Genomic DNA, 24,174 nt, shown 5'->3' with positions numbered 1-24,174 from the left:
TGATCAAACACGAGAGTAGCTGTCACTGGCGTCATCCCCCCAAGAAACTCTTGCGAACTTCCGGATCGGCCAGCAGTTCCTTACCCGTGCCAGTATAGGCATTCCGCCCCTGAACCAGCACATATCCCTTGTCCGCAATCTCTAGCGCCTGGCGGGCATTCTGTTCGACCATCAGGATCGGCAGGCCGGTGCGCGAGACCTCGATGATCCGGTCAAACAACTCATCCATTACGATGGGTGAGACCCCGGCTGTGGGTTCATCCAACATTAGCACCTTGGGCTGGGTCATCAGCGCGCGGCCCACGGCGACCTGTTGGCGTTGACCGCCTGACAACTCTCCGGCGGCCTGATTGCGTTTGTCGCGGAGAATGGGGAAGAGGTCATAGACCTGTTCCATCGTCTCCGTGAAATCGTCGCGGCGGATGAAAGCGCCCATCTCAAGGTTCTCTTCAACCGTCATCGACGTGAAAATATTCGAGGTCTGTGGCACAAAGCCCATGCCACGCTGCACACGATCCTGCGGGCTGAGATTGGTGATGTCTTCGCCATCCAGGCGCACAGACCCTTGGCGCACGTCTAGCATGCCAAAAACGGCCTTCATTGCGGTCGATTTACCCGCACCGTTGGGTCCCACGATCACCGCAATCTCACCCTTGTCAACGGCAATGGTGCAATCATGCAGGATGTCCGGCCCTTTGCCATAGCCGCCGGTCATGGTGTCACCAATCAGGAAAGGGCCGCCCTCGACTATGTGAGTCTCACCACTTTTGCGATGCGCTGGAGTCATGGTGCCGACACCATGCGGATTGGTGATCGAGGCGTCCTTGTTGCCCTTATCGTCCTGGTAGGGGTTGTCGCTCATGCGCCCGCCTCCAGCTTGCCTTTGTTCTTAAGGCCGGTGCCCAGATAAGCTTCGATCACGTGTTCATTGGCTTTGATCTCGTCCAGAGTGCCTTCGGCCAACACCTTGCCCTCGGCCATGCAAATGACCGGGTCGCAAATCTTGCCGATGAAATCCATGTCGTGCTCGATGACGACGAAGGTATAGCCGCGTTCCTTGTTCAGGCGCAGAATCGTGTCAGCAATGGTCATCAGCAGGGTGCGGTTCACTCCCGCGCCGACCTCGTCCAGAAATACGATCTTGGCGTCGACCATCATGGTGCGGCCAAGTTCCAGCAGTTTCTTCTGCCCACCCGAGACCTGACCGGCCTTGTGATCTGCCAGATGCTCGATGGTCAGGAACTCCAGCACCTCATCAGCCTTGGCTTTCAGTGCGCGTTCCTCATCGGCGATACGTTTACGCCCGAACCATGTGTTCCACAGCGATTCACCCGATTGCGCACCGGGTACCATCATCAGGTTCTCGCGGCAGGACATCGAGGAAAACTCATGCGCGATTTGGAAGGTACGCAGCAGGCCTTTGTGAAACAGCTCATGCGGAGGCAGGCCAGTGATATCCTCACCATCCATGTGGACCTTGCCGCTGGTCGGTGGAAGAACACCCGCGATCACGTTGAACAGAGTGGTTTTTCCGGCCCCGTTCGGACCGATCAGGCCGGTGATGGACCCTTTTTGGATTTCCAGCGATGCCCCGTCCACCGCATGAAACCCGCCGAAATGCTTGTGCACGTCTTCGACGACGATCATCTTTTCCCCTTGCCGCCCTGTTCGGCGTTCTTGTTGTCACATCCCCTTAAGGGAGGTGCGGCCTTTTGTCATTGAAACAGCCCGGACACAAGGCCCGGGCTGCTTGATTTTATGACTGTGAAGTTCGGATCAACGGAAGTTGACGGTCTTGTTCTCGCCGTCGGTCACTTCGATCTCGCGATAGGAACCTGCGCTTTCACCGGGTCCGATCAGTTCAACACCAGATGCGCCGACATAGTCGATTTCCTGACCAGCAGCCAACAGTTCCAGACCTTTGGCCAGTTCACCGGGATAGATTTTCTCACCCGGAGCGTTGGCAACGTCCATGATCTTTGCACCGTATTCTGCCGGAGCGGTCGAACCTGCGGCCTGCATGGCCAGCATGAACAGCGCTGCGGCATCGTACGCTTCGGGCGAATAGGGCGACGAGCCGTCAAAACCAGCAGCTTCTGCCATGGCAAAGTACTTCTCGGCACCTTCTCCACCCGAACCGGCGATCTGTCCGAACGAGCCGTTCAGATCGGGTCCGACATTTGCGGGCAGCGAGTCACCGATCATTCCGCCGGGCAGACCGAACGTGTCGAACGCGCCGCTGTCCAGAGCCGACTGGATGATGCCCAGACCGCCTTGGTCCAGATAGCCAGCTACAACCAGAATGTCGCCACCGGCGGAGGCCAGCGCGCCAACTTCGGCCGAGTAGTCAGCCTTGCCGTCTTCATGTGCAGCGACGATGGTGACTTCACCACCCGAAGCTTCGAATGAAGACTGGATCGCGTCTGCCAGACCTTTGCCGTAGTCGTTGTTGGTGTATGTCAGAGCGATCGAGCTGATGCCGCGATCGTTCAGGATATCTGCCATCACCTGACCTTCGCGCGCATCCGACGGGGCGGTGCGGAAGAACAGGCCGTTATCCTCCATGGTCGACAGGCCAGGCGATGTTGCCGAGGGTGAGATCATGACCATGCCGTTCGGAATCGCAACGTTCTGCAGGATGGCGCCAGTTACGCCCGAGCAGTCACCGCCGATGATGCCAGCGACGCCATCCGCGATCATGCGTTCGCCGTTCGATGTCGCCAGGCCGTTGTCGATGCAGCCGGTGTCAGCACGCGTTCCGGTAACGGTTGAGCCATCCAGCAGCTTCCCGGATTCGGTAACTTCGGCCATTGCCAGTTCAGCGCCCGAACCCATGGCAGGTGCCAGCGATTCAATCGGACCCGTAAAGCCAAACAGCACGCCCAGCTTAACGTCGTCGGCCATTGCGGTTCCCGCCAGCAGGGCGGTTGCTGCGGTAGCGGTAAGCAGCTTTTTCATTAGGTTACTCCCTATTTATTGTTTGAACGTTGTCGTTCTGGGCACGACCCTAGGCAAGCTGTTCGGAAAAGAAAAGTCCTAACAAAAAAGTGCTTTTGTCCGCAGACAATCTATCTGCTTTGATGGGAATTGAGCCTTAATACCGAAGTATTGTTGAGAAGAGGGTAGAGATGCATAGAATTTTAGCGATTCTGATTCTGTCCTGTTGGTCGGTGTCCGGCTGGTCCGATGTTATCGAGACTTCGGTCGGGAGAATTCAACTCAACCAAGTCGTGAAAGGCCTGGACACGCCGTGGGCCATTGGCATTCTTCCGGACAACAGTTTCGTCGTAACCGAACGCGATGGAGAGCTTCTTTACGTCGCTGAAGGCGAGGCAAAGCGCGTCAAAGGGGTGCCAAGAGTGGTCGCGAACGGGCAGGGTGGTTTGCTTGATGTCACGATTGCTCGGAATTTCAGTCAAACCCGAGAGCTTTTTCTAACGTTTTCAAAGCCGCAAAGAGGTGGTGCGGGTACTGCAGTTGCAGTCGCGCGGTTCTCCGAAAGCGGGGATCGCCTGACCAACCTGCGCATAATTTTTGAGGCCGTACCCGGCGGTTCCGGGGGTCGGCACTTTGGCTCGCGTGTCGTCGAGGCTGAGGATGGCTCTTTGTTTGTCACGATCGGAGATCGTGGGGATCGTCCGGCAGCTCAAGACCGGTCAAACCATTTGGGAAAGGTTATTCGAATAAATCGAGATGGAACAGTTCCTCGTGACAATCCGTTTGTGGACAATCCCGATGTCCGGCCCGAAATCTGGTCGTTTGGGCACAGGAACCCTCAAGGAGCCAACTTGGATCAGCAGGGTCGGCTTTGGGTATCTGAACACGGGGCCAAAGGGGGCGATGAGGTCAATCTGATCCGGCCCGGAGCTAACTATGGATGGCCCGTGATCTCTTATGGGGTGCATTACTCGGGTCAGAAGATTGGCGAAGGAACGTCGAAACAAGGGATGGAGCAGCCTAAACACTATTGGGACCCGTCTATCGCACCCTCGGGATTGCTTGTGTATTCGGGTAAGCTGTGGACGCAGTGGAAAGGTGATTTGTTCGTAGGCTCTTTGAAATTCGACTATATTGCACGGCTTTCGGGCAATCCGCTTCGTGAGGTAGAACGGATCAAGGGTCCTGAAACAGAACGTGTCCGTGATATCGTAGAGGCGTCCGATGGGTCGATCTGGTTCATTTCGGTCGGGCAGGGCGCGGTTTATAGGATGTCGCGCCTCTGATAACCTGCAACGAACTTATTGAATTTTCCAAGTCATCGAAGCGTTTGAGTAACCCGGTGGCCAGTTGTTTTGAGGTGCCAAATGAGTGGCTTCGTAATTGAACTGTGCAGCACTATACCGCCGAAGAGCGAACTGAATTCGATCTTGAAAGAGTATTACGCGCTTATCGTTGTCAGAATGCAGGCAATGGGATTTGAAATAGATCCAGCTGCCCCTGAAAGCGCGCTGGCCGAGTTCTGGGCAAATACGGATGACTATTTGCCTCCGAATGGATGTTTGGTCGTGGCCAGAAATCAAACCCGAGACATCATTGGATGCGGAATGCTGAAACGCTTTGATTCCCGTACAGGTGAGCTAAAGCGTGTCTTTGTGATTGAGGGAGCAAGAGGAACCGGCGCAGGGCGTGCCCTGATTGTGGCCCGTGAACAAGCTGCACGCGATATGGGTCTTAAGCGCCTGATCGCTGACACACTGACGCCAAATGTCGAAATGCGAAGCTTGTATCCCAAGCTCGGATTCGTCGAGCTTGAAGAACCGATCGAAACAACAACCTATCTGGATCAGCCGATGCTTCGGCCGCACCTGCATTACTTCGAAAAAGAGTTGTAGGTCTGGCAGCGTCCTTGGATCAAACAGACAATCGCCCGCTCTGCGCTCCACGTTCACGGTAGGGTGTAGTGTTGTAATGCGCCCGATAGCATTTTGAGAAATGCGATGGGCTGGCAAAGCCACAGGCCAGTGCCACGTTGATGACACTCATATCTGTCTGCATCAGCAAGTTGCGCGCTTTGTGCAGGCGCAGTTCCATGTAGTAGCGCTTGGGAGAACGGCTAAGATAGCGGCGGAACAGGCGTTCAAGCTGACGCGTGGACATGCCCACGTCCTTGGCCAGAATCGAAGGCGAGATCGGCTCTTCTATGTTCTTTTCCATCATCAGGATGACTTGGCTGAGCTTGGGATGGCGAACGCCAATCCGAGTTGGCGTCGAAAGGCGCTGAGTGTCCTGATCCGTGCGGATCGAGGAATATATCATCTGATCCGCGACTGCATTTGCCAGATCTTCACCATAGTCATCGGCAATTAGTTTAAGCATCAGATCAATCGACGATGTTCCACCTGCGGTGGTCATTCTGTTCCCATCCACCAGAAATACGGATTTGGTCAGTTCGACCGTATCGAATTCCTCGGCAAAGCTATCAGAGTTTTCCCAGTGGATTGTGGCCCGTTTACCTTCCAGCAATCCCGCTTTCGCAAGCGTATAAGCAGCAGTACAGAGACCACCAATCTTCAGCCCCTTGCGGGCTTCGCGGCGCAGCCAGTTCAACACCCGTTTTGTGGTGGCCGCCTGAACGTCGACCCCACCGCAGATCAGGATCACTTCATCGCGCTGCAATTCTTCAAGATCTGCATCCAATTTGAAGGTGGTTCCGGCTGAACAATGCACCAGCTCTCCGCCTTCACCCGCCAGCGTCCAAGTATACAAATCGCGATTTGCCATACGATTGGCGATGCGCAGACTGTCGAGGGCCGATGCAAAGGACAGCAGTGAAAACTTGTCCAAAAGGACAAACACAAAATTAAGCGGTTTGCCCGCGTCATTTTCCACGGTGACAACTTGGCGTTGCTCTTGCATGGCGAACTGTCCTTGATTCGGTACACGTCAGCTTCTTGGCGACGGCAGATATGCCCGTCAACATGCTCAAAGCTTGTTTGCGCCGTCAAGAGGTGCAAATCGCATATGGCCTCTCTTCAATGCTTTTTGTATAGAGACGATCTGAATTACCTCAGCGGAGATCCAAGCTATGACCGAGTGGCAAAAAACGAACTGGCGCAACAAGCCCCGAGTTCAGATGCCCGACTATACCGACGCGGCTGCGTTAGGAAAAGTCGAGGCGCAGCTTTCAAAGTATCCCCCGCTGGTTTTTGCCGGCGAAGCGCGGCGGCTCAAGCAGCATTTGGGGGCTGCAGGCCGTGGTGAGGCATTCCTGCTGCAAGGCGGTGATTGTGCTGAAAGCTTTGAACAGTTCAGTGCGGATGCTATCCGTGACACGTTCAAGGTGATGCTGCAAATGGCGATGGTGCTAACCTATGGCGCCAAGGTGCCTGTGGTCAAAGTTGGCCGCATGGCGGGTCAATTCGCCAAGCCACGCAGCGCTCCAACGGAAATTGTGGATGGTGTAGAACTGCCCAGCTACCGTGGTGATATCATCAACGAACTGGACTTCACGCCCGAGGCCCGAATTCCTGATCCGAGCAAGATGCTGCAGGCCTACACTCAGGCGGCCGCCACGCTAAACCTGCTGCGCGCGTTTTCGACCGGTGGTTTCGCGGATATGAGCCATGTCCACTCCTGGACACTGGGCTTTGCCGACGGACAAGACGTTCAGAAATACTCTGAGATCGCCGACCGCATTCAGGATTCGATTGATTTCATGGGGGCGGCGGGCATCACTGCGGATACGACGCATGAGTTTTCGTCGGTAGAGTTCTACACCAGCCATGAAGGCCTGCTGCTTGAGTACGAAGAGGCGCTGACCCGTCTGGATTCGACCTCGGGCAATTGGTTGGCTGGCTCGGGCCACATGATCTGGATCGGCGATCGTACCCGCCAGCCCGACGGTGCGCATGTCGAATTCTGCCGCGGCGTCCTGAACCCGATCGGTCTGAAATGCGGTCCGACAACCAGCGCCGAAGACCTCAAGGTTCTGATGTCGAAACTGAACCCGGAAAACGAAGAGGGTCGTCTGACTTTGATCGCGCGTTTCGGCGCAGGCAAAGCGGGTGAGCATCTGCCGCGTCTGGTCCAGGCTGTGAAAGAAGAAGGTGCCAAGGTCACTTGGGTTTGTGACCCGATGCATGGCAACACGATCAAATCGGCGACCGGGTACAAGACACGACCGTTCGATTCCGTTCTGCGCGAAGTACGCGACTTCTTTGGAGTGCATCAGGCCGAGGGCACCGTTCCGGGTGGGGTGCATTTTGAGATGACCGGTTTGGACGTCACCGAATGCACCGGCGGTGTCCGCGCTGTGACCGAAGAGGATCTTTCCGATCGCTATCACACAGCGTGCGACCCGCGCCTGAATGCGTCGCAGTCGCTAGAACTGGCCTTCCTTGTTGCGGAAGAACTGACCAATCTGCGCCGGGATCGGGGCAAGCGCGCCGCGAGCTAAAGTAGCGATGGATCAAAGACGAAAACGGCGGGCAACTTGCCCGCCGTTTTTTTATTCATCCCGCGACGAAACCAGCTTTAGGTGCGGTGCGCCTTTGAACCCGCTCGGACTTTCGGCAAATCCTTCTGCCATGTTCGGTGCGTGTTTTGGCGGGGTCTGTAGATCGGAAACCTTGTGTACCCGGTGATCGGATATTGTGAACCGGCGCGGCGTGACACCGATCATCCCATCACTGACCATGACACCCAGGACTCTGCTGATATCTCCCAGATCGCTCTTGAGTGGCAGCAAGATCATGCGCGCTTGTAAGCTTACCCGACCCAACTTGCCCTTTGAAACGAGCCCAAGTTCGGCAACTGCAGGTGCAGAGAACACCTGATCTAGAAGCTGCTTGGTGTCATCTCGGGCATCGGGCTCGAAGAACGAAGTGAGCGGCATCCCGCGAACTTCCATTCCCGCCAGTTTATTCAGATGACTCCCGGCCAGACGAAATCGGGCAAGACCGGGTGCGATGCGTTCAAGAATGAAGGTGTATTCCAGTATATTCTCAAGCCCGCGCGGATCGATTTGTGACCGCATTGGAACGCCATCTGCTGTCAGCAATGCTGTCCAATAGGCTTCGGCCTGACGAATAGGGGACAGGCTGCGTCCACTGTCAAATCGGTCCATCGCGATGATCTTTCCAAATTCAGAACCGGATTTAGTACTGAAAAACCTCTCCATTTCATCACCCCGACGTCAATCGATCACGATTTTTCTAAAATGCCACCTAGTGGGCAATGCTGCGACCCACCAGCCTTTTCCGCTGCAAGATTGACAGGGGTTAATACAATTTTGGAGTAATTCTTTAACGAATGGTTAACCTCTCGGAATTGATCCGTATTTGAGCAAGGACTTGCCCCCTGCTGGTCAATGGCATTAGGTGCGACCAGTGAATTTGACGGAAAGGGCAGTCATGATCAAATCCATGACCGGGTTCGCCTCGGGTAAGGGCGCGTTCGGGCCCCATAGCTGGACTTGGGAGTTGCGCAGCGTCAATGGCAAAGGGTTGGACCTGCGTCTGCGAATGCCGGATTGGCTGACAGGGCTTGAGGCCGCGCTGAGAAGCGACCTGTCAAAGCAAGTCAATCGCGGCAATGTCACGCTGTCCCTGCGGCTGAGTCGTGAGGAAACCGCTGCAGATATCCAACTGAACACTTCTGCGATGGAGGCTGCACTGGAGGCGCTGGCTCAGACCGAGGCCATGGCTGGCGCGCGCGGTGTGCTATTGGCGCCGTCGAAGGCCAGCGATCTGCTTTCCCTGAAGGGGATGATGGAAGTAGGCGGTGATAGTGATGATCCGGAGCCACTTGTTGAGAAGCTGAAAGCGGAGTTTGGCGGGCTGCTTTTGGAATTTATTGAAATGCGAAGTGCTGAAGGAAAAGCGCTAGCAGGTATACTTGGCGGGCAATTAGACCAGATCGCTGAATTGACAAACCAAGCTGTCAAACTGGCCGAAGGTCGTCGGATGCAAATGGAACAGGCATTGCGAGACAATCTCGCACGGGTTCTCGACAACACCCAAGGTGCTGATCCTGAACGAGTTGCGCAGGAGCTTGCGCTTATTGCGGTGAAGGCTGACATTACCGAAGAGATCGACAGGTTAATTGCGCATGTTGCAGCGGCACGCGCGCTGTTGTCGCAAGACGGACCGGTCGGGCGCAAGCTGGACTTCCTGATGCAGGAGTTCAATCGTGAAGCGAATACGCTTTGCTCGAAATCGCAAAATGCCGAACTGACAGCAGTCGGTTTAGAGCTGAAGGCCGTGATCGATCAGATGCGCGAGCAAGTACAGAACGTGGAATAAGGACGGATACATCACATGGCGGATCGCCGCGGTCTACTAATCATTCTGTCGTCGCCGTCGGGCGCAGGCAAATCTACTCTGGCCCGTCGCCTGATGCAGTGGGATGTCGGCCTTGAGTTTTCAATCTCAGCCACTACCCGCGCGCCGCGCCCGGGTGAGGAACATGGGCGAGAGTATTATTTCCTCTCGGAAGATGAGTTCAAGCAACAGGTCGCAGATGGCCAAATGCTGGAACACGCTCATGTTTTTGGTAACTTCTATGGTTCACCTGCGGGGCCGGTGCGTGAATCCATCACGCAAGGGCGTGACGTGCTGTTTGATGTTGATTGGCAAGGTGAGGTGCAGATTCGCAATTCTGATCTTGGTAAACACGCGTTGTCAATTTTCATCCTTCCTCCTTCAATCCGTGAGCTTCGGCGCAGACTGGAAGGGCGCGGACAGGACAGTGATGATGTTATCGCCAAACGCATGCTAAAAAGTTGGGATGAGATCAGTCATTGGGGGTACTACGATTACGTCTTGATCAACGATGATCTGGATGCAACCGAGGAAAAACTGAAAACCATCGTCAGTGCCGAGCGGATGCGCCGAATTCAGCAGCCTAGCCTACAAAACCACATCCGCGCCCTGCAAACCGAATTCGATGGTCTATCATGACGATTTACGCCTTGGGCAAACACACACCAAAGATACACGAAGACACTTGGGTTGCGCCTGATGCCAACTTGATTGGCAAGGTAGTATTGGAACAGGGGTCTTCGGTTTGGTTCGGCTGCACCATCCGCGCGGATCACGAGGAAATACGAGTGGGGGCTGGCAGCAACGTGCAGGAAAACTGCGTGATGCATATTGATGCCGGATATCCGCTGACGATTGGTCAGAATTGCACCATTGGTCACAAGGTCATGCTGCACGGCTGCACAATCGGAGACAATTCTCTGATCGGTATGGGTGCCATCATATTGAACGGTGCAAAGATCGGCAAAAACTGTTTGATCGGGGCAGGGGCGCTTGTTACGGAAGGCAAGGAAATCCCCGATAACTCACTTGTCATGGGATCACCCGGTAAGGTCGTGCGACAGATTGATGATGCAACTGCACAAAAGCTGACTTTGAGTGCGCTGCATTATCAGGAAAACATGCGTAATTTTCGCGATTCTCTGCGACCGGTCTGAGTTTGCATGACTGACACTTTGCTCGCTGATCTTGTCTCTGCCATTCCCGCACCAGCGCTTCTGGTCGGGCAAACCGAGCGGATCGTTGCTGCGAATACTGAGGCCTTGTCTCTGTTGGGCCAAGCCATTGAAGGCCGGCACTTTGCAACGATCCTGCGGCAACCGCAGATCATAGATGCGGTTGAGCAGAGCCTCCGTTCGAAAGAACCGGGTCGGGCGCGACATCTGTCAAATGACGGTGCGCAGGATACCACTTTTGAGGTACAGTGCAGGCCCGTCAATGGGACCGATGCCGTACTGGTTGTATTTCAGGATGTCACGCATCTGGAACAGGCCGGCCAGATGCGCCGCGATTTTGTAGCCAATGTCAGCCACGAACTGCGGACACCTCTGACGGCGCTGATGGGGTTTATCGAAACCCTGCAAGGCCCGGCCCGTGATGACACAGCAGCACGTGATCGGTTTCTGCAGATCATGGCGGATGAGGCCAATCGAATGAACCGGCTGGTGGGGGATCTGCTCTCGCTTAATCGGGTCGAAAGTGAAGAGCGGGTCAGGCCCAAGGAACCATTGGAGCTGACCGGGTTAATTCAGTCGACGTTGAACACGCTACGGCCATTGGCAGATGATGCAGGTGTCGAGCTATCACTGAATGCCCCGAACGAGCCAATCACGATGGTTGGGGACAGCGATCAGTTACGTCAGGTTTTCACTAACCTTGTTGAAAACGCGATCAAATACGGTGGGAGTGGTGGCCAAGTCGATGTGATTGTGAATCTGTCCGAGCGAGATACTGCAATGCGCGGGCCAGCCGTGCGGATCAAGATCATAGATCAGGGTCCCGGCATCGATGCCAAGCATCTTCCCAGGCTGACCGAGCGATTCTATCGGGCAGACAGCCACCGCTCACGCGAATTGGGTGGAACGGGGCTGGGTTTGGCGATCGTAAAACACATCGTCAATCGCCATCGCGGACGACTGAAAGTGGATAGCGAGTTGGGACAAGGTGCCGTTTTTACGGTGATCTTGCCGCGTTGAAATTGCGCGGACGGTTGGCATCCAGTCATGACGCCTCGTCAAGTTAAGAATTTCTGAGAAATTCGTGAGTTGTCATGAAACTGTTACATGCCTGTCACAAAAGACTTACGCGAGCGTCATAGTGCTTCGCCCAGATCATCATAGGGGTGATCAGAACGTATATTTCTCAAGGAGACTGGGATGTCCTTTGTAAAACTGTCGGCTTCGGCTCTGGCCATCGCTGCCGTATCGGCGACCACTGCGGCCGCTCGTGATCAGGTTCAGGTTGCTGGCTCGTCAACCGTTCTACCTTACGCTTCGATTGTTGCTGAAGCCTTCGGTGAGAACTTTGATTTTCCGACACCTGTTGTTGAATCCGGTGGCTCTTCTGCTGGTCTCAAGCGTTTCTGCGAAGGCGTGGGTGAAAACACCATCGACGTCGCCAACGCATCGCGCAAGATTCGCGAAAAAGAGATCAAAGCCTGCGCAGATGCTGGTGTTACCGACATCATCGAAGTTCAGATCGGCTATGACGGCATCGTGTTTGCATCCGACATCAACGGCAACTCGTTCGCGTTCACACCGGATGACTGGTACAAAGCCCTTTCCGCTCAGGTTGTTGTTGACGGCCAGCTGGTCGACAACCCCTACAAAACTTGGGATCAGGTGAACCCGAACTTCCCTGCTCAGCCGATTGCTGCCTTCGTTCCTGGCACCAAACACGGCACCCGTGAAGTGTTCGAAGACAAAGTGATCCTGGCAGGTTGCGAGCACACCGGCGATTTTGACGCCTATCTGGCCGCTGCCGAAGGTGATAGCGACAAAGCCAAGAAAAAAGCCGCTGAAAAAGCTTGTATCGCGCTGCGTACTGATGGCGTTTCAGTAGACATCGACGGCGACTACACTGAAACTCTGGCCCGCATCGACAGCAACAAAGACGGCATCGGCGTCTTTGGTCTGGCGTTCTACGAGAATAACACAGACAAGCTGCAGGTTGCCACCATGTCCGACGTGGTTCCTTCGACCGAATCGATTGCAACCGGCGAATACCCGGTCTCTCGTCCGCTGTTCTTTTACGTAAAGAAAGCGCATATCGGTGTGATCCCCGGTCTGAAGGAATATGCTGAATTCTTCGTCGCGGACGAGATTGCTGGCCCTGATGGCCCACTGGCCGAATACGGCCTGGTGTCGGATCCGGAACTGATCAAGGTTCAGGAAGCTGTTGCCAATGAAACCGTTCTGGGCGGCGGTTCTTAAACCATAGAACTTATGAACCGGGGCGATGCAAACACGCCCCGGTTATTTTTGACTCCAACTCTGCCATACCCACGGAGTTCACATGGCGTTATCCTGGATTTTGCTCACCCTGCTTGCTTTGGCGGTGCTTGGGTACTTCGCGGGCCGGTCCCGCGCCTTGGCAAGTGCCGAGGGTGATGCGCGCGCATTGCATTCCTTGCCATCCTATTATGGGTACAATGTCGCGCTTACCGCGCTTGTCCCCGCGCTGGGATTGCTGATCCTGTGGCTTCTGGTGCAGCCATTGATTGTGAACAACACGGTGTCAGGTATGATCCCTGACACTGCGATCGCCGAAGGCTCTGATCGTGGTCTGGTCATGAGCGAAGTTCGCCGCGTCGCCTATGGGTTAGACGGTGCGATTGCGTCTGGACTGCTGTCCGAGGTGCAGGCGCGCAACGCCGATGCAGATATCGAAGCGCTGACACAATCGCTGAAAGATGCAGGTCAGGTGTTAACCCAAGATATCTCAAAGCCCATTCTGTTGGCCGCGCAAAAGTACCGTAGCATGACGTCGACCGGTTCAACCGCGATGCAGATCGTGGTTCTGGTCGTTGCGCTTTTGGGAGCCGCCTTTGCGTATATCCGCACGCACAAGGAATTCCGCGCCCGCAATGTAGTCGAGCAAGGTATTTTGGCGCTGCTTCTCCTGGCCGCTTCTATCGCCATTCTGACAACCGTAGGCATCGTTCTTTCAATGCTGTTCGAGACGATGAATTTCTTCCAACTGCATTCATGGAAAGACTTTTTCTTTGGCAGCACATGGGCCCCGAACTTCCGTGGAGGTAGTGAGCTTTCGATCCTGCCGCTGCTGTGGGGCACGCTATACATTTCGGTTCTCGCGCTGCTGGTGGCAGTGCCGATTGGCCTTTTTGCGGCGATATATCTGTCGGAATACGCGACCGGAGCGACCCGGTCGATTGCCAAGCCGCTGCTTGAAATTCTCGCCGGTATCCCAACCATCGTTTACGGTTTGTTTGCTTTGTTGACCGTTGGTCCGGCGCTGGTGTCCCTGTTCGGGGACGGCGGGGCACTGGGGCTTGGCTGGATGGCAAGTTCCAACGCCGTTCTGACTGCAGGTCTGGTTATGGGGATCATGCTGATCCCGTTTGTATCCTCGCTGTCGGATGACATCATCAACGCGGTGCCCCAATCGATGCGAGATGGCTCGCTTGGGTTGGGGGCAACCAAGTCCGAGACTGTGCGTCAGGTGGTCTTGCCGGCAGCGCTGCCGGGGATCGTCGGTGCGATCCTGCTGGCAGCAAGTCGCGCCATCGGTGAGACCATGATCGTGGTTATGGCGGCCGGTGCGATTGCGAAATTCTCGGGTAATCCCTTTGAGGCGATGACGACTATCACCACCCGTATCGTCAGCCAACTGACCGGCGATACCGACTTTGCAAGCCCTGAAACGCTGGTGGCCTTCGCACTGGGTCTCACGCTGTTCGTCATCACGCTGGGGCTGAATATCTTCGCCCTCTACATCGTACGCAAATACCGGGAGCAGTACGAATGACCGATATTTCCCAATCCCCTGGCGCTTCTTCTGCTGCGAAACCCAAAGGTTCGCTGTTTGATAAGGACGCACGCACTAAACGTCGCAATGCCGCTGAGGGGCGGTTCAAACTGTATGGCATCGCCGCTATCGGTATCGGTCTGCTGATGTTGATCGTTCTGGTGACCAATATCGTGACCGCCGGTACCGGGGCCTTCCAACAAAGCTTTCTTGAGCTGAATGTCGAGCTGAAGGAAGACAAGCTGGATAAAAAGGGCAATCGTAACATCGAGGATATCAAAAAGGTCTCAACCTTTGGTTACGCCCCATTGATCGCTTCGGCGTTGGAATCCGAAGTACAAAAGCTTGGCATTCAAACCGATCTGAATCCCAAAGAAATGGGTAAGATTCTGTCGAAGGCCGCACAAGCAGAACTGAGGAACTATGTTATCGCCAATCCGGATGAGATTGGAAAAACCGTAAGCTTCCGCTTTCTGGTCAACAGCCGTGTCGATGGTTACATGAAAGGTCGCGTGACGCGCGAGTCTATTGCTAATGACAAGAGCATCTCGGTCGCGCAGTTGGACTTTGTTGACCAGCTAAGGGATGCGGGCATCTTATACAAAGCCTTCAACCCGGATTTCATCTTTGGCTCGGACGCCTCTGACCAGCGGCCCGAAGCGGCCGGGATCGGTGTATCCATGCTCGGCTCACTGTTCATGATGTTCGTGGTGCTGGCACTGGCATTGCCCATTGGTGTAGCCGCTTCAATCTATCTTGAGGAATTTGCGCCGCAAAACCGGCTGACCGATATCATCGAGGTGAACATCTCGAACCTCGCAGCCGTACCGTCCATCGTGTTTGGTATCCTCGGACTGGCGGTGTTCATCAACTACATGCACCTGCCGACCTCAGCCCCGCTGGTGGGTGGATTGGTGCTGACGCTGATGACGCTGCCCACGATCATCATCTCAACCCGCGCTTCACTTAAGGCGGTGCCGCCTTCGATCCGAGATGCGGCGCTTGGGGTAGGGGCCTCGAAAATGCAGGCAGTGTTCCACCATGTCCTGCCACTGGCAGCACCGGGCATCCTGACGGGTACTATCATCGGCCTGGCGCAAGCGCTGGGGGAAACGGCTCCGTTGCTGCTGATCGGGATGGTAGGCTTTATCGCTTCAAACCCGCCGGACGGAATCGTTGCGGGGTTCCTGTCTCCGAACTCGGCCATGCCTGCGCAGATCTATGAATGGTCCAAACGCGCTGACCCGGCCTTTTACGAACGTGCATGGGGGGGCATCATCATTCTGTTGATCTTCCTCGTGACAATGAACACCATTGCGGTCATCCTGCGCCGCCGCTTTGAACGCCGCTGGTAAGAGGGGGCTATGATGAACGATATGACACGAGTGGAGAGAACCGTGGACTCCAAAGTAATCAAGATCGCCGCGAATAATGTTCAGGTCCACTATGGCGATACCCATGCCATCAAGGACGTGAATGTCGAGATCGAGGACAAGACGGTTACCGCCTTCATCGGCCCCTCGGGCTGCGGCAAGTCCACGTTCCTGCGCTGCCTGAACCGAATGAACGACACCATCGATATCTGCCGCGTCACAGGGGATATTCTGTTGGACGGTGAAGATATCTATGACAAACGGGTCGATCCGGTGCAGCTGCGTGCCAAAGTGGGCATGGTGTTCCAGAAGCCCAACCCGTTTCCAAAGTCGATCTATGACAACGTCGCCTATGGTCCACGCATTCACGGCCTTGCGAAGAACAAAGCGGAACTGGATGAGATCGTTGAGAAATCCCTGCGCCGCGGCGCTATCTGGGACGAGGTGAAGGATCGTCTGGACGCGCCCGGAACAGGCCTGTCCGGTGGCCAGCAGCAGCGCCTATGTATCGCCCGCGCCGTCGCGACCGAACCAGAGGTTTTGCTGATGGACGAGCCATGCTCGGCGCTAGACCCGATTGCGACGGCACAGGTCGAAGAACTGATAGATGATCTGCGTAAGCGGTATTCGGTGGTGATTGTTACCCACTCGATGCAGCAGGCCGCGCGTGTCAGCCAAAAGACCGCGTTTTTCCACCTGGGCAATCTGGTCGAATTTGGTGAGACCGGCCAGATATTTACAAATCCCGAAGACCCCCGGACCGAAAGCTACATTACCGGCCGGATCGGCTGAGAACAGGTATTCAGACATGACCGAACAACATATTGCATCCGCGTTCGACCGGGATCTCGAGGAGATTCAAGCCCATATTATGAAGATGGGTGGCTTGGTCGAAGCCGCCATCATGGACGCCGCCCGTTCGCTGGAAGCCCGCGACGAGGAATTGGCGCAGGAAGTGCGGCAGGGCGATAAGGCCATCGATGCGCTGGAAGAATTGATCAACGAAGAAACCGCACGGCTGATTGCGTTGCGTGCCCCGACGGCAGGTGATCTACGATTGGTTCTGTCGGTGCTCAAGGTTTCAGCCAACCTCGAGCGGATCGGCGATTACTCCAAGAACATCGCAAAGCGAACCACCGTTCTGGTCAATGCGGGCGAGATCAACGGCAGCGCCGCCGCGCTGCGTCGCATGGCGCGCGAAGTTGAACTGATGTTGCGAGATGCGCTGGATGCTTACATCCAGCGAGATGCAGAATTGGCCACCGACGTAATCGAACGCGATCAGGAAGTGGACCAAATGTATAACGGCTTGTTCCGCGAGTTCCTGACCTTCATGGCTGAGGACCCGCGCAACATATCATCCTGCATGCACCTGCATTTCATCGCAAAGAACATCGAACGGATGGGCGACCACGTGACAGCGATCGCCGAGCAGGTTGTTTATCTCGTTACGGGTGAGCGGCCCAGCGAAGCCCGGCCCAAAGCTGATAACACGTCGCAAACGATCTAGGAGACTTTGGACATGTCCGCTGATCAACCGACGGTACTGGTGGTTGAGGATGAACTGGCCCAGCGAGAGGTGCTGGCCTATAATCTGGACGCCGAAGGGTTTCGCGTATCACGCGCTGCCAATGGGGAAGAAGCTTTACTGCTGGTCGATGAAGATCGCCCTGACATAATCGTTCTCGATTGGATGATGCCCAATCTCAGTGGTATCGAGGTCTGCCGTCGATTGAAATCGCGGTCTGACACGCGCTCGATCCCGATCATCATGCTGTCAGCCCGGTCCGAGGAGGTCGACAAGGTGCGCGGCCTCGAGACGGGCGCGGATGATTATGTGGTCAAACCGTACTCGATCGTGGAATTAATGGCGCGTGTCCGGACGCAACTGCGGCGAGTGAGGCCAGCGACTGTTGGTATCCGACTGGAGTTCGATGATATCATTCTGGATTCCGAGACCCACAAGGTCAGCCGAGACGATAAGCCTTTGAAATTGGGACCAACTGAATTCCGGCTGCTGAGCACATTCATGGAAAAACCCGGCCGCGTCTGGAGTCGCGAGCAATTGCTTGACCGTGTTTGGGGGCGCGATATCTATGTCGATACACGCACCGTTGATGTCCATATCGGTCGCTTGCGCAAAGCATTGACACAGCACGGCGGTGAAGATCCGGTGCGTACGGTTCGTGGGGCAGGGTACGCGTTGGGCTAACGCGGTAGCGCTTCTTCGGTTTGTGCTTGAGACGCCAACCAATGTCTGAACTGCCGCAGGGCGTCGTCGTCGGACTTTTCGCGCGGCCAAACCAGATAATAGGCACCCATAGCCTCAATTGCGTTTGGGAAAGCCGCAATCAGTTTGCCGGTCGCCAGGTCCTGTTCGACCAGATAGTTCGGCAGTAGCGCCACACCCAATCCATGCAACGCAGCTTGATTGATCGTGTTGAACTGGTCGTGGACCGTGCCGGGTAGTGGGTGCTGATGTTCGATTCCCATTTGGCGAAACCAGTCTTGCCATGCACGGGGTCGGGTCTGGATGTGCAACAAAGGCAGTTTGAGTAAGTCTCGAGGAGAGGTTGGCGCGCCTTGCGGCAAGAGGCCGGGCGCGCAAACAGGCAGAACACGCTCCATACTCAACAACAAGCGATCGGTTCCGGGCCAATCCGGCTCCCCAAAATGTAATGCCGCATCAAAGGGTTCGGATGCAAAGCTGAATGGTCTCAGTCGCGTGGTCATGTTGATCGTAATATCAGGGTGGAGCCGCGCAAAGTCGGGAAGACGCGGCACCAGCCAACGCATTCCGAACGTTGGCAGGATCGCCAAGTTTAGTGTTCCACCGACCGGAGCAACATGCAATTTCAATGCAGCCTGTGCGATCTGCGACAAGGCTGGCCGAATTTCCCGGACGTAGTCCTGCCCCGCCTTTGTGAGTGATAGTCGCTTTCGATCACGACTAACCAACTCGGCGCCCAGATGCGCCTCGAGTGTCTGAAGTTGTCGGCTGACAGCGCTTTGCGTCAGAGCCATTTCATCAGCGACTGCCGATGCTGACCCAAGTCGATCCAAAGCTTCAAGCGCGCGCAGTGCAGATATGGGCGGTAGAGTAGGGCGGTTCGGTCTCATCTATGCGTTTTGATCATGAAACCATGCAAATGTCTCGCTGTTTTTTGACAATAGCTCAGGTTATGATTGTGCAAACCCATTCCTGCCGGAGAAACAAAATGAATGCTCCAGATACAAAACCGGTCCTGCGCGCGAAGGATGCGCCCGAACTTGGCAGTTTCAACTGGGATGATCCATTCCGCCTGTCTGACCAGTTGGAAGAGGATGAACGCCTGATCGCCGACAGCGCGCGTGCTTATGCTCAAGAAAAACTACAGCCGCGCGTTACTCAGGCTTTCCAAAACGAAGAAACGGACCCAGAAATCTTTCGTGAGATGGGTGAAATGGGTCTACTCGGCACGACAATTCCTGAGGAATACGGTGGAATTGGTGCCGGTTATGTCACCTATGGACTGGTAGCGCGCGAAGTCGAACGTGTGGATTCTGGCTATCGTTCGATGATGTCGGTGCAAAGCTCGTTGGTGATGTATCCAATCTATGCCTATGGCAGCGAGGAACAGCGGCGCAAATACCTGCCGAAACTGGCCAGCGGAGAATGGATCGGCTGCTTTGGCCTGACGGAACCGGATGCGGGTTCTGATCCGGCGGCAATGAAAACCCGCGCCGAGAAGATTGATGGTGGCTATCGCTTGACCGGCAGTAAGATGTGGATATCAAACGCGCCGATTGCCGACGTTTTTGTGGTCTGGGCCAAATCCGATGCGCATGACGGTAAGATCCGCGGATTTGTGTTGGACAAAGGTGCCAAGGGATTGAGTGCTCCGAAGATCGAAAACAAGTTGAGTCTGCGAACCTCGATCACCGGTGAAATCGTCATGGATGGTGTTGAAGTGGACGAGGGTGCCTTGCTGCCTCATGTTCAAGGCCTAAAGGGCCCGTTCGGCTGCTTGAACCGCGCACGCTTTGGTATCAGTTGGGGTGCGATGGGTGCGGCGGAATGTTGTTGGCACGCAGCTCGCCAATACGGATTAGATCGCAAGCAGTTCAATCGCCCTCTGGCACAGACCCAACTGTTTCAGCGCAAACTAGCAGAGATGCAAACCGAAATCTCACTCGGCTTGCAGGCAAGCTTGCGTGTCGGACGTTTGATGGATCAGGCCGAGGCTGCACCTGAGATGATCTCGATCATCAAACGCAACAATTGCGGTAAGGCGTTGGACATCGCTCGAATGGCGCGTGATATGCACGGCGGCAATGGGATATCGCTCGAATTCCAAGTCGTGCGCCACATGATCAATCTGGAGACCGTCAATACCTATGAGGGGACACATGATGTCCATGCATTGATCCTGGGGCGGGCGCAAACAGGTCTGCAGGCGTTTTACTGAAGCTATATCGATTAGTTGCATAATCGGTATTATGTAAATATTGGGATGAGTAAACCACAGCTGGCTAATCCGCATTGGCTGTGGTTTCCTAGGATGTTACGCTGTGTTTGAAATGTAGAACACGGATATCGTGATGGATCTGAATGGAAAAACCGTTGTAATCACCGGTGCAGCAAGTGGCATCGGCAAAGGTCTTGCAGAACGGTTTTCAAAGGAAGGCGCACATGTGGTCTGTGCGGATATCGATCTTACTGGCGCGAAGGTTGTGGCCAAGAAAATCGGTGGTGATGCAATCAGATGTGATGTTTCTAAAGAAAGCGACATTCGAGAGTTGATCCATGTGGTCGAGGATACCATTGCTCCGATTGATTTGTTCTGTGCCAACGCTGGCATTCTAACGTTTGGTGGGCTTGACGTACCTGACACGGATTGGGAGCGTATTTGGCAAGTCAACGTAATGTCTCATGTCTGGGCTGCGCGGCATTTAATCCCAAGGATGGTCGCGCATGGTGGCGGATACATGATGTTTACTGCATCTGCCGCAGGACTGCTCAACATACCCGGCGCGGCGCCGTATGGAGTTACCAAGCACGCGGCCGTAGGTTTTGCTGAGTGGATCGCTCTGACATATCGCGACCGTGGCATCCGAGTTTCTGTTTTGTGTCCGCAAGCTGTGCGTTCAGAGATGATGCGTGGATACGAAGATTCTGTTGCCGCGTTCGACGGAATAATTGAGCCTGCTGAGGTTGCACAATCCTGTATTGAGGCAATTTCTGCCGAGCGTTTTCTGGTTCTTCCGCATCCGCAAGTCTTTGATTACATGCGCATGAAGATCGAAGACTATGATGGTTGGTTAAGTAATATGAATAAGATTAATCAACGCTTTATCGGTGATATCTAACGTGACCGACGCCGCCTTAGCAGGCCTTCCTGCGCGACTGACGCAACCAGCTTTCCATCCTGAGAAAAGATCGATCCGCGATTGAAGCTACGCCCCTGCCCCGTCCATGGTGATTCCATGGAATAAAGATGCCAGTTTTGAAACTGAACCGGTGCATGAAACCAAATGGCATGGTCCAGACTGGCACCATCGATTTCGCCAGTAAACCAACTCAGCCCATGGGGCCTCATCCCGGAAGTGAGCAGCCCCATGTCCGAGGCATAGGCCAAGAGAAGATGTTGCGTAATCGTGTCCGCATCATTCGCCGCACCCATGCGAAACCAGAGATAGTTCTTATCATCTGCCTTTGAGGGCGTGAACAGGTCCAGAGGATCAACTTCGCGCACTTCGATGGGACGTTCGCGCAGAAACTCTGACTTCAGCTTGTCCGGAACACGGCCAAGGTACTTTTGCCGCAGATCGTCACGCGATGGATGGTGTTCTGGACCATCAACATTGGGAATCGGATGCTGATGATCCCACCCATCATCCTGTTTGTGGAATGAGGCGGACATGTTCAGGATCTGTTTGCCATGCTGGATCGCAACCACGCGACGGGTCGTAAATGAACCTCCATCTCGTGCGCGATCCACTTGATATATAACGGGAATGGACGGATCGCCGGGGCGGATGAAATAAGCATGTAGCGAATGACACAGGCGATCTTCAACCGTCCGGTAGGCTGCCGCAAGCGCCTGTGCAATCACTTGACCGCCAAAGATGCGCGTTGGCGTTTCACCACCTGAACCGGTGCCGCGGAATAGATCGACTTCAAGCCTCTCAATATTCAGCAGATCAAGCAGTACACGTTCGGCTTCGGTCATCTTGGAGTCTCCTGCATCCAGACTTTTCCGGTATCATTCGACAACCGATCATTCAACGAGTGCTGCATGCACAAGCGCCTTCAATTCGGCGCGCGATGGATAGGAGCTGGACGGCGAAAGCTGAGTGAAGAATACGGTCGTCAGATCATTGACTGGATCGACCCAGAAATACGTCGATGCCATACCACCCCAGCCGAAGTCACCAACCGAACCAGGGCATTTGGCAAGTGCCGGGTTTAGAACCACCGCTCCTCCGATACCGAAACCTGTCCCGTTCATGGGTTGTTCCGCGAAACTTTGCGGCCCCATTGATGCAATGTCGCCCGGTAAGTGATTGCGAAACATAAACTCCATCGTCTTTGACCCCAGGATTCTGACGCCATTTCCTGTTCCTTTGCTCCGCAACATTTCGGCGAATTTACTGAAGTCGTCGATCGTACTGATCAGCCCGCCGCCTCCGGAAAAAGTAGTCGCCGCCTCGAATGGAGATTGCCCGGAATTATCCACCAATCGGAGTGTTTCGCCGCCTGATTTTGCGGCGTTCAGCGCCATCGCGTCACCTTCCAATGGGGTGTAGAGTGAGGCAAACCTGTCCCCTGCACCATTAGGCACTGAGAACGCGGTTTCATTCATACCCAAAGGCTCGAAGATATGTTCATTCAGAAACACATCAAGCGATTTGCTTGAAACCACTTCGATCACGCGCCCAATTACATCTATCCCGACCGAGTATTCCCAGCGCGCACCGGGTTGAAAGGCCAGCGGGAGTTGCGCCAACAGCTTAATCCTTTCTGACAGAGGGCCCTGTTGTGGTGAAAAGATCAGATCAAGATCGTCCATGGCCTTGGGCAGCAGGCCGGGATTGAACGGGTAACTCATCCCGCTGGTATGGGTCAAAAGCTGATGCAAGCTTGGTGACGGCGCATCCTCTGTCTGATCAAGGCTAGTTGCGTCCGGAATCAGGGCCCTCATGGACGTAAATTCAGGCAGAAACTCGGAAACTGGAGCGTCGAGATGAAACAATCCCTGTTCGACCAGGGTCATGAGGGCAACCGAGGTCACCGGTTTTGTCATCGAATATATCCGAACCAAACTATCACGTTGGAAGGGAAGGTCGTTCTCTATGCAACGCCGCCCGCAAGTATGAAAGAACGCCTCTTTCCCGTACTGGCGGATTAGAAGCGCGCTACCCGCATATTTGCGCTGGTCCACATACTTGTTCATCCATTTGCGAATATTGGCCAATGAGGTCGGATCAAATCCCATGAGGCAACTCCGTTTGGGTCAAACCGCTTACGCCTCGCTGCGTAAAGCAGACAAGCCATGTTGGGCAAAGATTGGGACATAGGCACCAAATGCCTGTGCCCGCTTCGGATCAGATGCATTTCCGTCAAGTGCGCGCTTGTAAACACCTTGCAGAATTCCAGCCATTCGAAAGAAATTGAAAGCAAGGTAAAACCCAAAGTTCTCGATCGCTGGAATGCCGCGACGTGCGCAATAGTTTGCGACAAAGGCGCGATCTGTTGGTAAGCCAAGGTTTTCTCGGTCTACGCCCGCCAATCCGCGACCCTCTTTTCCCGGAGGCAGCTGCCATTGCATGATAACTGCCGCGAGATCCGCATATGGGTGGCCGATGGTCGACAATTCCCAATCCAGGACCCCGATGCAGCCCGTGCCATTCGTTTCAAACATCAGATTGTCGATGCGATAATCCCCGTGCACCAACGTCCTTTGGTTGTCATCCTCTGGAACTTGATGCTCGAGCGCGGCAATCAACTGGTTCATGTCTGGGATAGTTTCGGTCTCAGAAGCACGATATTGCTTGTTCCAGCGGGCAATTTGCCGTTCGAAATAGTTGCCAGGTGGCCCGTAATCCGAAAGACCAACTGCATCAATATCGACCATGTGTAACTCAGCCAGAACGCGGTTCATTTCATCAATCACGCCCGTACGAGTGTCGTTGTCTTCACCCTTCATGACCGGATCTACAAACGTACGCCCTTGCAGATATTCCATTACGTAAAAAGCCGACCCTATCTCCCGGTCATCTTCGCATAGCAGGTGAACTTTCGGCACGGGCACATTGCTGCCAGCAAGCGCGCTCATTACGCGAAACTCGCGATCCACTGCATGGGCTGATTTCAGCAAAACCCCGGGCGGCTTGCGCCTTAAAACATATGCCTCATTCGGTGTGCTGAGCAAATATGTCGGGTTGGATTGGCCTACGGTGAACTTTGTCGCCTTCAATGGGCCGTAAAACCCATCAAGATGAGAGTTAAGATAGGTCTCAACTGCGTTGATATCTAATGTACTATCGGTTTCTTTCATCTACCAAACCTGCGG

At 54.7% G+C, this 24,174-nt stretch carries 24 protein-coding genes; 15 read left to right on the top strand and 9 right to left on the bottom strand.

From position 1 onward, the window contains the following. Window positions 1-31: 31 nt before the first annotated feature. From ACR0KN_RS03275 to ACR0KN_RS03265, 3 genes are all read right to left on the bottom strand, one after another. Window positions 32-862 carry an ABC transporter ATP-binding protein gene (locus ACR0KN_RS03275; RefSeq protein WP_480651332.1) on the bottom strand — a complete coding sequence of 277 codons (831 nt, stop codon included), beginning with the start codon at window positions 860-862 and terminating at the stop codon, window positions 32-34. Further along, window positions 859-1,647 carry an ABC transporter ATP-binding protein gene (locus ACR0KN_RS03270; protein WP_480651330.1) on the bottom strand — a complete coding sequence of 263 codons (789 nt, stop codon included), beginning with the start codon at window positions 1,645-1,647 and terminating at the stop codon, window positions 859-861. Before ACR0KN_RS03270 ends, ACR0KN_RS03275 begins: the two co-directional genes overlap by 4 nt. 129 nt (window positions 1,648-1,776) lie before the next feature. Then, on the bottom strand, window positions 1,777-2,958 hold the full coding sequence (locus tag ACR0KN_RS03265) for an ABC transporter substrate-binding protein (RefSeq protein WP_170470285.1): 1,182 nt from the start codon (window positions 2,956-2,958) through the stop codon (window positions 1,777-1,779). A 170-nt stretch (window positions 2,959-3,128) separates the two neighbouring features. Here ACR0KN_RS03265 and ACR0KN_RS03260 point away from each other — a divergent pair, with 170 nt between their 5' ends. Both ACR0KN_RS03260 and ACR0KN_RS03255 read left to right on the top strand, forming a co-directional pair. Continuing rightward, on the top strand, window positions 3,129-4,223 hold the full coding sequence (locus tag ACR0KN_RS03260) for a PQQ-dependent sugar dehydrogenase (RefSeq protein ID WP_480651328.1): 1,095 nt from the start codon (window positions 3,129-3,131) through the stop codon (window positions 4,221-4,223). A gap of 81 nt (window positions 4,224-4,304) precedes the next feature. Continuing rightward, window positions 4,305-4,832 carry a GNAT family N-acetyltransferase gene (locus ACR0KN_RS03255; RefSeq protein WP_480651326.1) on the top strand — a complete coding sequence of 176 codons (528 nt, stop codon included), beginning with the start codon at window positions 4,305-4,307 and terminating at the stop codon, window positions 4,830-4,832. Window positions 4,833-4,851: 19 nt separating this feature from the next. Here ACR0KN_RS03255 and ACR0KN_RS03250 read toward each other — a convergent pair whose 3' ends face one another. Next, complete coding sequence (locus ACR0KN_RS03250) at window positions 4,852-5,856, bottom strand: GlxA family transcriptional regulator (protein ID WP_010440177.1); 1,005 nt, start codon at window positions 5,854-5,856, stop codon at window positions 4,852-4,854. 169 nt (window positions 5,857-6,025) lie between these two features. Between ACR0KN_RS03250 and ACR0KN_RS03245 the strand changes: the two genes are divergently transcribed. After that, window positions 6,026-7,396: a class II 3-deoxy-7-phosphoheptulonate synthase gene (locus ACR0KN_RS03245; protein WP_010440176.1), complete on the top strand. Its 1,371-nt coding sequence runs from the start codon at window positions 6,026-6,028 to the stop codon at window positions 7,394-7,396. 51 nt (window positions 7,397-7,447) lie between these two features. Here the strand turns inward: ACR0KN_RS03245 and ACR0KN_RS03240 are convergent, their stop codons facing one another. After that, on the bottom strand, window positions 7,448-8,119 hold the full coding sequence (locus ACR0KN_RS03240) for a PAS domain-containing protein (RefSeq protein WP_480651323.1): 672 nt from the start codon (window positions 8,117-8,119) through the stop codon (window positions 7,448-7,450). A gap of 232 nt (window positions 8,120-8,351) precedes the next feature. On the opposite strand from ACR0KN_RS03240, the gene ACR0KN_RS03235 reads away from it, so the two are divergent. From ACR0KN_RS03235 to phoB, 10 genes are all read left to right on the top strand, one after another. Further along, entirely contained in the window at window positions 8,352-9,242 is an 891-nt protein-coding gene (locus ACR0KN_RS03235) for a YicC/YloC family endoribonuclease (RefSeq protein WP_480651321.1), read from the top strand. A gap of 15 nt (window positions 9,243-9,257) precedes the next feature. Further along, window positions 9,258-9,899: a guanylate kinase gene (gmk, locus tag ACR0KN_RS03230; protein ID WP_170539741.1), complete on the top strand. Its 642-nt coding sequence runs from the start codon at window positions 9,258-9,260 to the stop codon at window positions 9,897-9,899. Next, a complete protein-coding gene (locus ACR0KN_RS03225) occupies window positions 9,896-10,417 on the top strand; it encodes a gamma carbonic anhydrase family protein (RefSeq protein WP_170470261.1) in 522 nt (173 codons plus the stop codon). Before gmk ends, ACR0KN_RS03225 begins: the two co-directional genes overlap by 4 nt. A gap of 6 nt (window positions 10,418-10,423) precedes the next feature. Beyond that, entirely contained in the window at window positions 10,424-11,455 is a 1,032-nt protein-coding gene (locus ACR0KN_RS03220) for a sensor histidine kinase (protein ID WP_480651319.1), read from the top strand. Window positions 11,456-11,635: 180 nt separating this feature from the next. Next, window positions 11,636-12,691 (top strand): substrate-binding domain-containing protein, encoded by a 1,056-nt coding sequence (locus tag ACR0KN_RS03215; protein WP_170470255.1) that lies wholly within the window; start codon window positions 11,636-11,638, stop codon window positions 12,689-12,691. Between the two features lie 82 nt (window positions 12,692-12,773). Beyond that, window positions 12,774-14,246: a phosphate ABC transporter permease subunit PstC gene (gene pstC / locus ACR0KN_RS03210; RefSeq protein ID WP_480651317.1), complete on the top strand. Its 1,473-nt coding sequence runs from the start codon at window positions 12,774-12,776 to the stop codon at window positions 14,244-14,246. After that, on the top strand, window positions 14,243-15,601 hold the full coding sequence (gene pstA / locus ACR0KN_RS03205) for a phosphate ABC transporter permease PstA (protein WP_480651315.1): 1,359 nt from the start codon (window positions 14,243-14,245) through the stop codon (window positions 15,599-15,601). The genes pstC and pstA overlap by 4 nt, the downstream gene beginning before the upstream one ends. 12 nt (window positions 15,602-15,613) lie before the next feature. Beyond that, window positions 15,614-16,411 carry a phosphate ABC transporter ATP-binding protein PstB gene (gene pstB / locus ACR0KN_RS03200; RefSeq protein ID WP_480651313.1) on the top strand — a complete coding sequence of 266 codons (798 nt, stop codon included), beginning with the start codon at window positions 15,614-15,616 and terminating at the stop codon, window positions 16,409-16,411. Between the two features lie 16 nt (window positions 16,412-16,427). Beyond that, window positions 16,428-17,129 carry a phosphate signaling complex protein PhoU gene (gene phoU, locus ACR0KN_RS03195; RefSeq protein WP_480651311.1) on the top strand — a complete coding sequence of 234 codons (702 nt, stop codon included), beginning with the start codon at window positions 16,428-16,430 and terminating at the stop codon, window positions 17,127-17,129. Between the two features lie 12 nt (window positions 17,130-17,141). Beyond that, on the top strand, window positions 17,142-17,831 hold the full coding sequence (phoB, locus tag ACR0KN_RS03190) for a phosphate regulon transcriptional regulator PhoB (RefSeq protein WP_480651309.1): 690 nt from the start codon (window positions 17,142-17,144) through the stop codon (window positions 17,829-17,831). Here the strand turns inward: phoB and ACR0KN_RS03185 are convergent. Then, window positions 17,828-18,739, bottom strand: a complete 912-nt coding sequence (locus ACR0KN_RS03185) for a LysR substrate-binding domain-containing protein (RefSeq protein WP_480651307.1) — start codon at window positions 18,737-18,739, stop codon at window positions 17,828-17,830. The two genes, phoB and ACR0KN_RS03185, sit on opposite strands and share 4 nt — an antisense overlap. Window positions 18,740-18,837: 98 nt before the next feature. Here ACR0KN_RS03185 and ACR0KN_RS03180 point away from each other — a divergent pair, with 98 nt between their 5' ends. Both ACR0KN_RS03180 and ACR0KN_RS03175 read left to right on the top strand, forming a co-directional pair. Further along, window positions 18,838-20,067 carry an acyl-CoA dehydrogenase gene (locus ACR0KN_RS03180; RefSeq protein ID WP_170539713.1) on the top strand — a complete coding sequence of 410 codons (1,230 nt, stop codon included), beginning with the start codon at window positions 18,838-18,840 and terminating at the stop codon, window positions 20,065-20,067. Between the two features lie 133 nt (window positions 20,068-20,200). Then, entirely contained in the window at window positions 20,201-20,968 is a 768-nt protein-coding gene (locus ACR0KN_RS03175; RefSeq protein ID WP_480651305.1) for an SDR family oxidoreductase, read from the top strand. On the opposite strand, the gene ACR0KN_RS03170 is transcribed toward ACR0KN_RS03175, so the two are convergent. From ACR0KN_RS03170 to ACR0KN_RS03160, 3 genes are read right to left on the bottom strand one after another with little or no spacing between them, the layout of a single operon-like run. Next, the gene (locus ACR0KN_RS03170; RefSeq protein WP_480651303.1) at window positions 20,965-21,831 is read right to left on the bottom strand and encodes an acyl-CoA thioesterase; all 867 of its coding nucleotides are present in this window, start codon (window positions 21,829-21,831) and stop codon (window positions 20,965-20,967) included. The two genes, ACR0KN_RS03175 and ACR0KN_RS03170, sit on opposite strands and share 4 nt — an antisense overlap. 48 nt (window positions 21,832-21,879) lie before the next feature. Beyond that, a complete protein-coding gene (locus ACR0KN_RS03165) occupies window positions 21,880-23,097 on the bottom strand; it encodes a serine hydrolase domain-containing protein (RefSeq protein WP_480651301.1) in 1,218 nt (405 codons plus the stop codon). A 27-nt stretch (window positions 23,098-23,124) separates the two neighbouring features. After that, complete coding sequence (locus ACR0KN_RS03160; RefSeq protein WP_480651299.1) at window positions 23,125-24,159, bottom strand: phosphotransferase family protein; 1,035 nt, start codon at window positions 24,157-24,159, stop codon at window positions 23,125-23,127. Window positions 24,160-24,174: the final 15 nt, after the last annotated feature.

The organism is Ruegeria sp. AP7 (assembly GCF_056539905.1).
The sequence above is the reverse complement of the archived record's forward strand: the minus strand, read 5'-3'. Positions and strand labels throughout refer to the sequence as shown.

Coding starts and splice junctions, on each gene's coding strand:
- ACR0KN_RS03275 (WP_480651332.1), bottom strand. CDS start 862: ATGAGCGACAACCCCTACCAGGACGATAAGGGCAACAAGGACGCCTCG.
- ACR0KN_RS03270 (WP_480651330.1), bottom strand. CDS start 1,647: ATGATCGTCGTCGAAGACGTGCACAAGCATTTCGGCGGGTTTCATGCG.
- ACR0KN_RS03265 (WP_170470285.1), bottom strand. CDS start 2,958: ATGAAAAAGCTGCTTACCGCTACCGCAGCAACCGCCCTGCTGGCGGGA.
- ACR0KN_RS03260 (WP_480651328.1), top strand. CDS start 3,129: ATGCATAGAATTTTAGCGATTCTGATTCTGTCCTGTTGGTCGGTGTCC.
- ACR0KN_RS03255 (WP_480651326.1), top strand. CDS start 4,305: ATGAGTGGCTTCGTAATTGAACTGTGCAGCACTATACCGCCGAAGAGC.
- ACR0KN_RS03250 (WP_010440177.1), bottom strand. CDS start 5,856: ATGCAAGAGCAACGCCAAGTTGTCACCGTGGAAAATGACGCGGGCAAA.
- ACR0KN_RS03245 (WP_010440176.1), top strand. CDS start 6,026: ATGACCGAGTGGCAAAAAACGAACTGGCGCAACAAGCCCCGAGTTCAG.
- ACR0KN_RS03240 (WP_480651323.1), bottom strand. CDS start 8,119: ATGGAGAGGTTTTTCAGTACTAAATCCGGTTCTGAATTTGGAAAGATC.
- ACR0KN_RS03235 (WP_480651321.1), top strand. CDS start 8,352: ATGATCAAATCCATGACCGGGTTCGCCTCGGGTAAGGGCGCGTTCGGG.
- gmk (WP_170539741.1), top strand. CDS start 9,258: ATGGCGGATCGCCGCGGTCTACTAATCATTCTGTCGTCGCCGTCGGGC.
- ACR0KN_RS03225 (WP_170470261.1), top strand. CDS start 9,896: ATGACGATTTACGCCTTGGGCAAACACACACCAAAGATACACGAAGAC.
- ACR0KN_RS03220 (WP_480651319.1), top strand. CDS start 10,424: ATGACTGACACTTTGCTCGCTGATCTTGTCTCTGCCATTCCCGCACCA.
- ACR0KN_RS03215 (WP_170470255.1), top strand. CDS start 11,636: ATGTCCTTTGTAAAACTGTCGGCTTCGGCTCTGGCCATCGCTGCCGTA.
- pstC (WP_480651317.1), top strand. CDS start 12,774: ATGGCGTTATCCTGGATTTTGCTCACCCTGCTTGCTTTGGCGGTGCTT.
- pstA (WP_480651315.1), top strand. CDS start 14,243: ATGACCGATATTTCCCAATCCCCTGGCGCTTCTTCTGCTGCGAAACCC.
- pstB (WP_480651313.1), top strand. CDS start 15,614: ATGAACGATATGACACGAGTGGAGAGAACCGTGGACTCCAAAGTAATC.
- phoU (WP_480651311.1), top strand. CDS start 16,428: ATGACCGAACAACATATTGCATCCGCGTTCGACCGGGATCTCGAGGAG.
- phoB (WP_480651309.1), top strand. CDS start 17,142: ATGTCCGCTGATCAACCGACGGTACTGGTGGTTGAGGATGAACTGGCC.
- ACR0KN_RS03185 (WP_480651307.1), bottom strand. CDS start 18,739: ATGAGACCGAACCGCCCTACTCTACCGCCCATATCTGCACTGCGCGCG.
- ACR0KN_RS03180 (WP_170539713.1), top strand. CDS start 18,838: ATGAATGCTCCAGATACAAAACCGGTCCTGCGCGCGAAGGATGCGCCC.
- ACR0KN_RS03175 (WP_480651305.1), top strand. CDS start 20,201: ATGGATCTGAATGGAAAAACCGTTGTAATCACCGGTGCAGCAAGTGGC.
- ACR0KN_RS03170 (WP_480651303.1), bottom strand. CDS start 21,831: ATGACCGAAGCCGAACGTGTACTGCTTGATCTGCTGAATATTGAGAGG.
- ACR0KN_RS03165 (WP_480651301.1), bottom strand. CDS start 23,097: ATGGGATTTGATCCGACCTCATTGGCCAATATTCGCAAATGGATGAAC.
- ACR0KN_RS03160 (WP_480651299.1), bottom strand. CDS start 24,159: ATGAAAGAAACCGATAGTACATTAGATATCAACGCAGTTGAGACCTAT.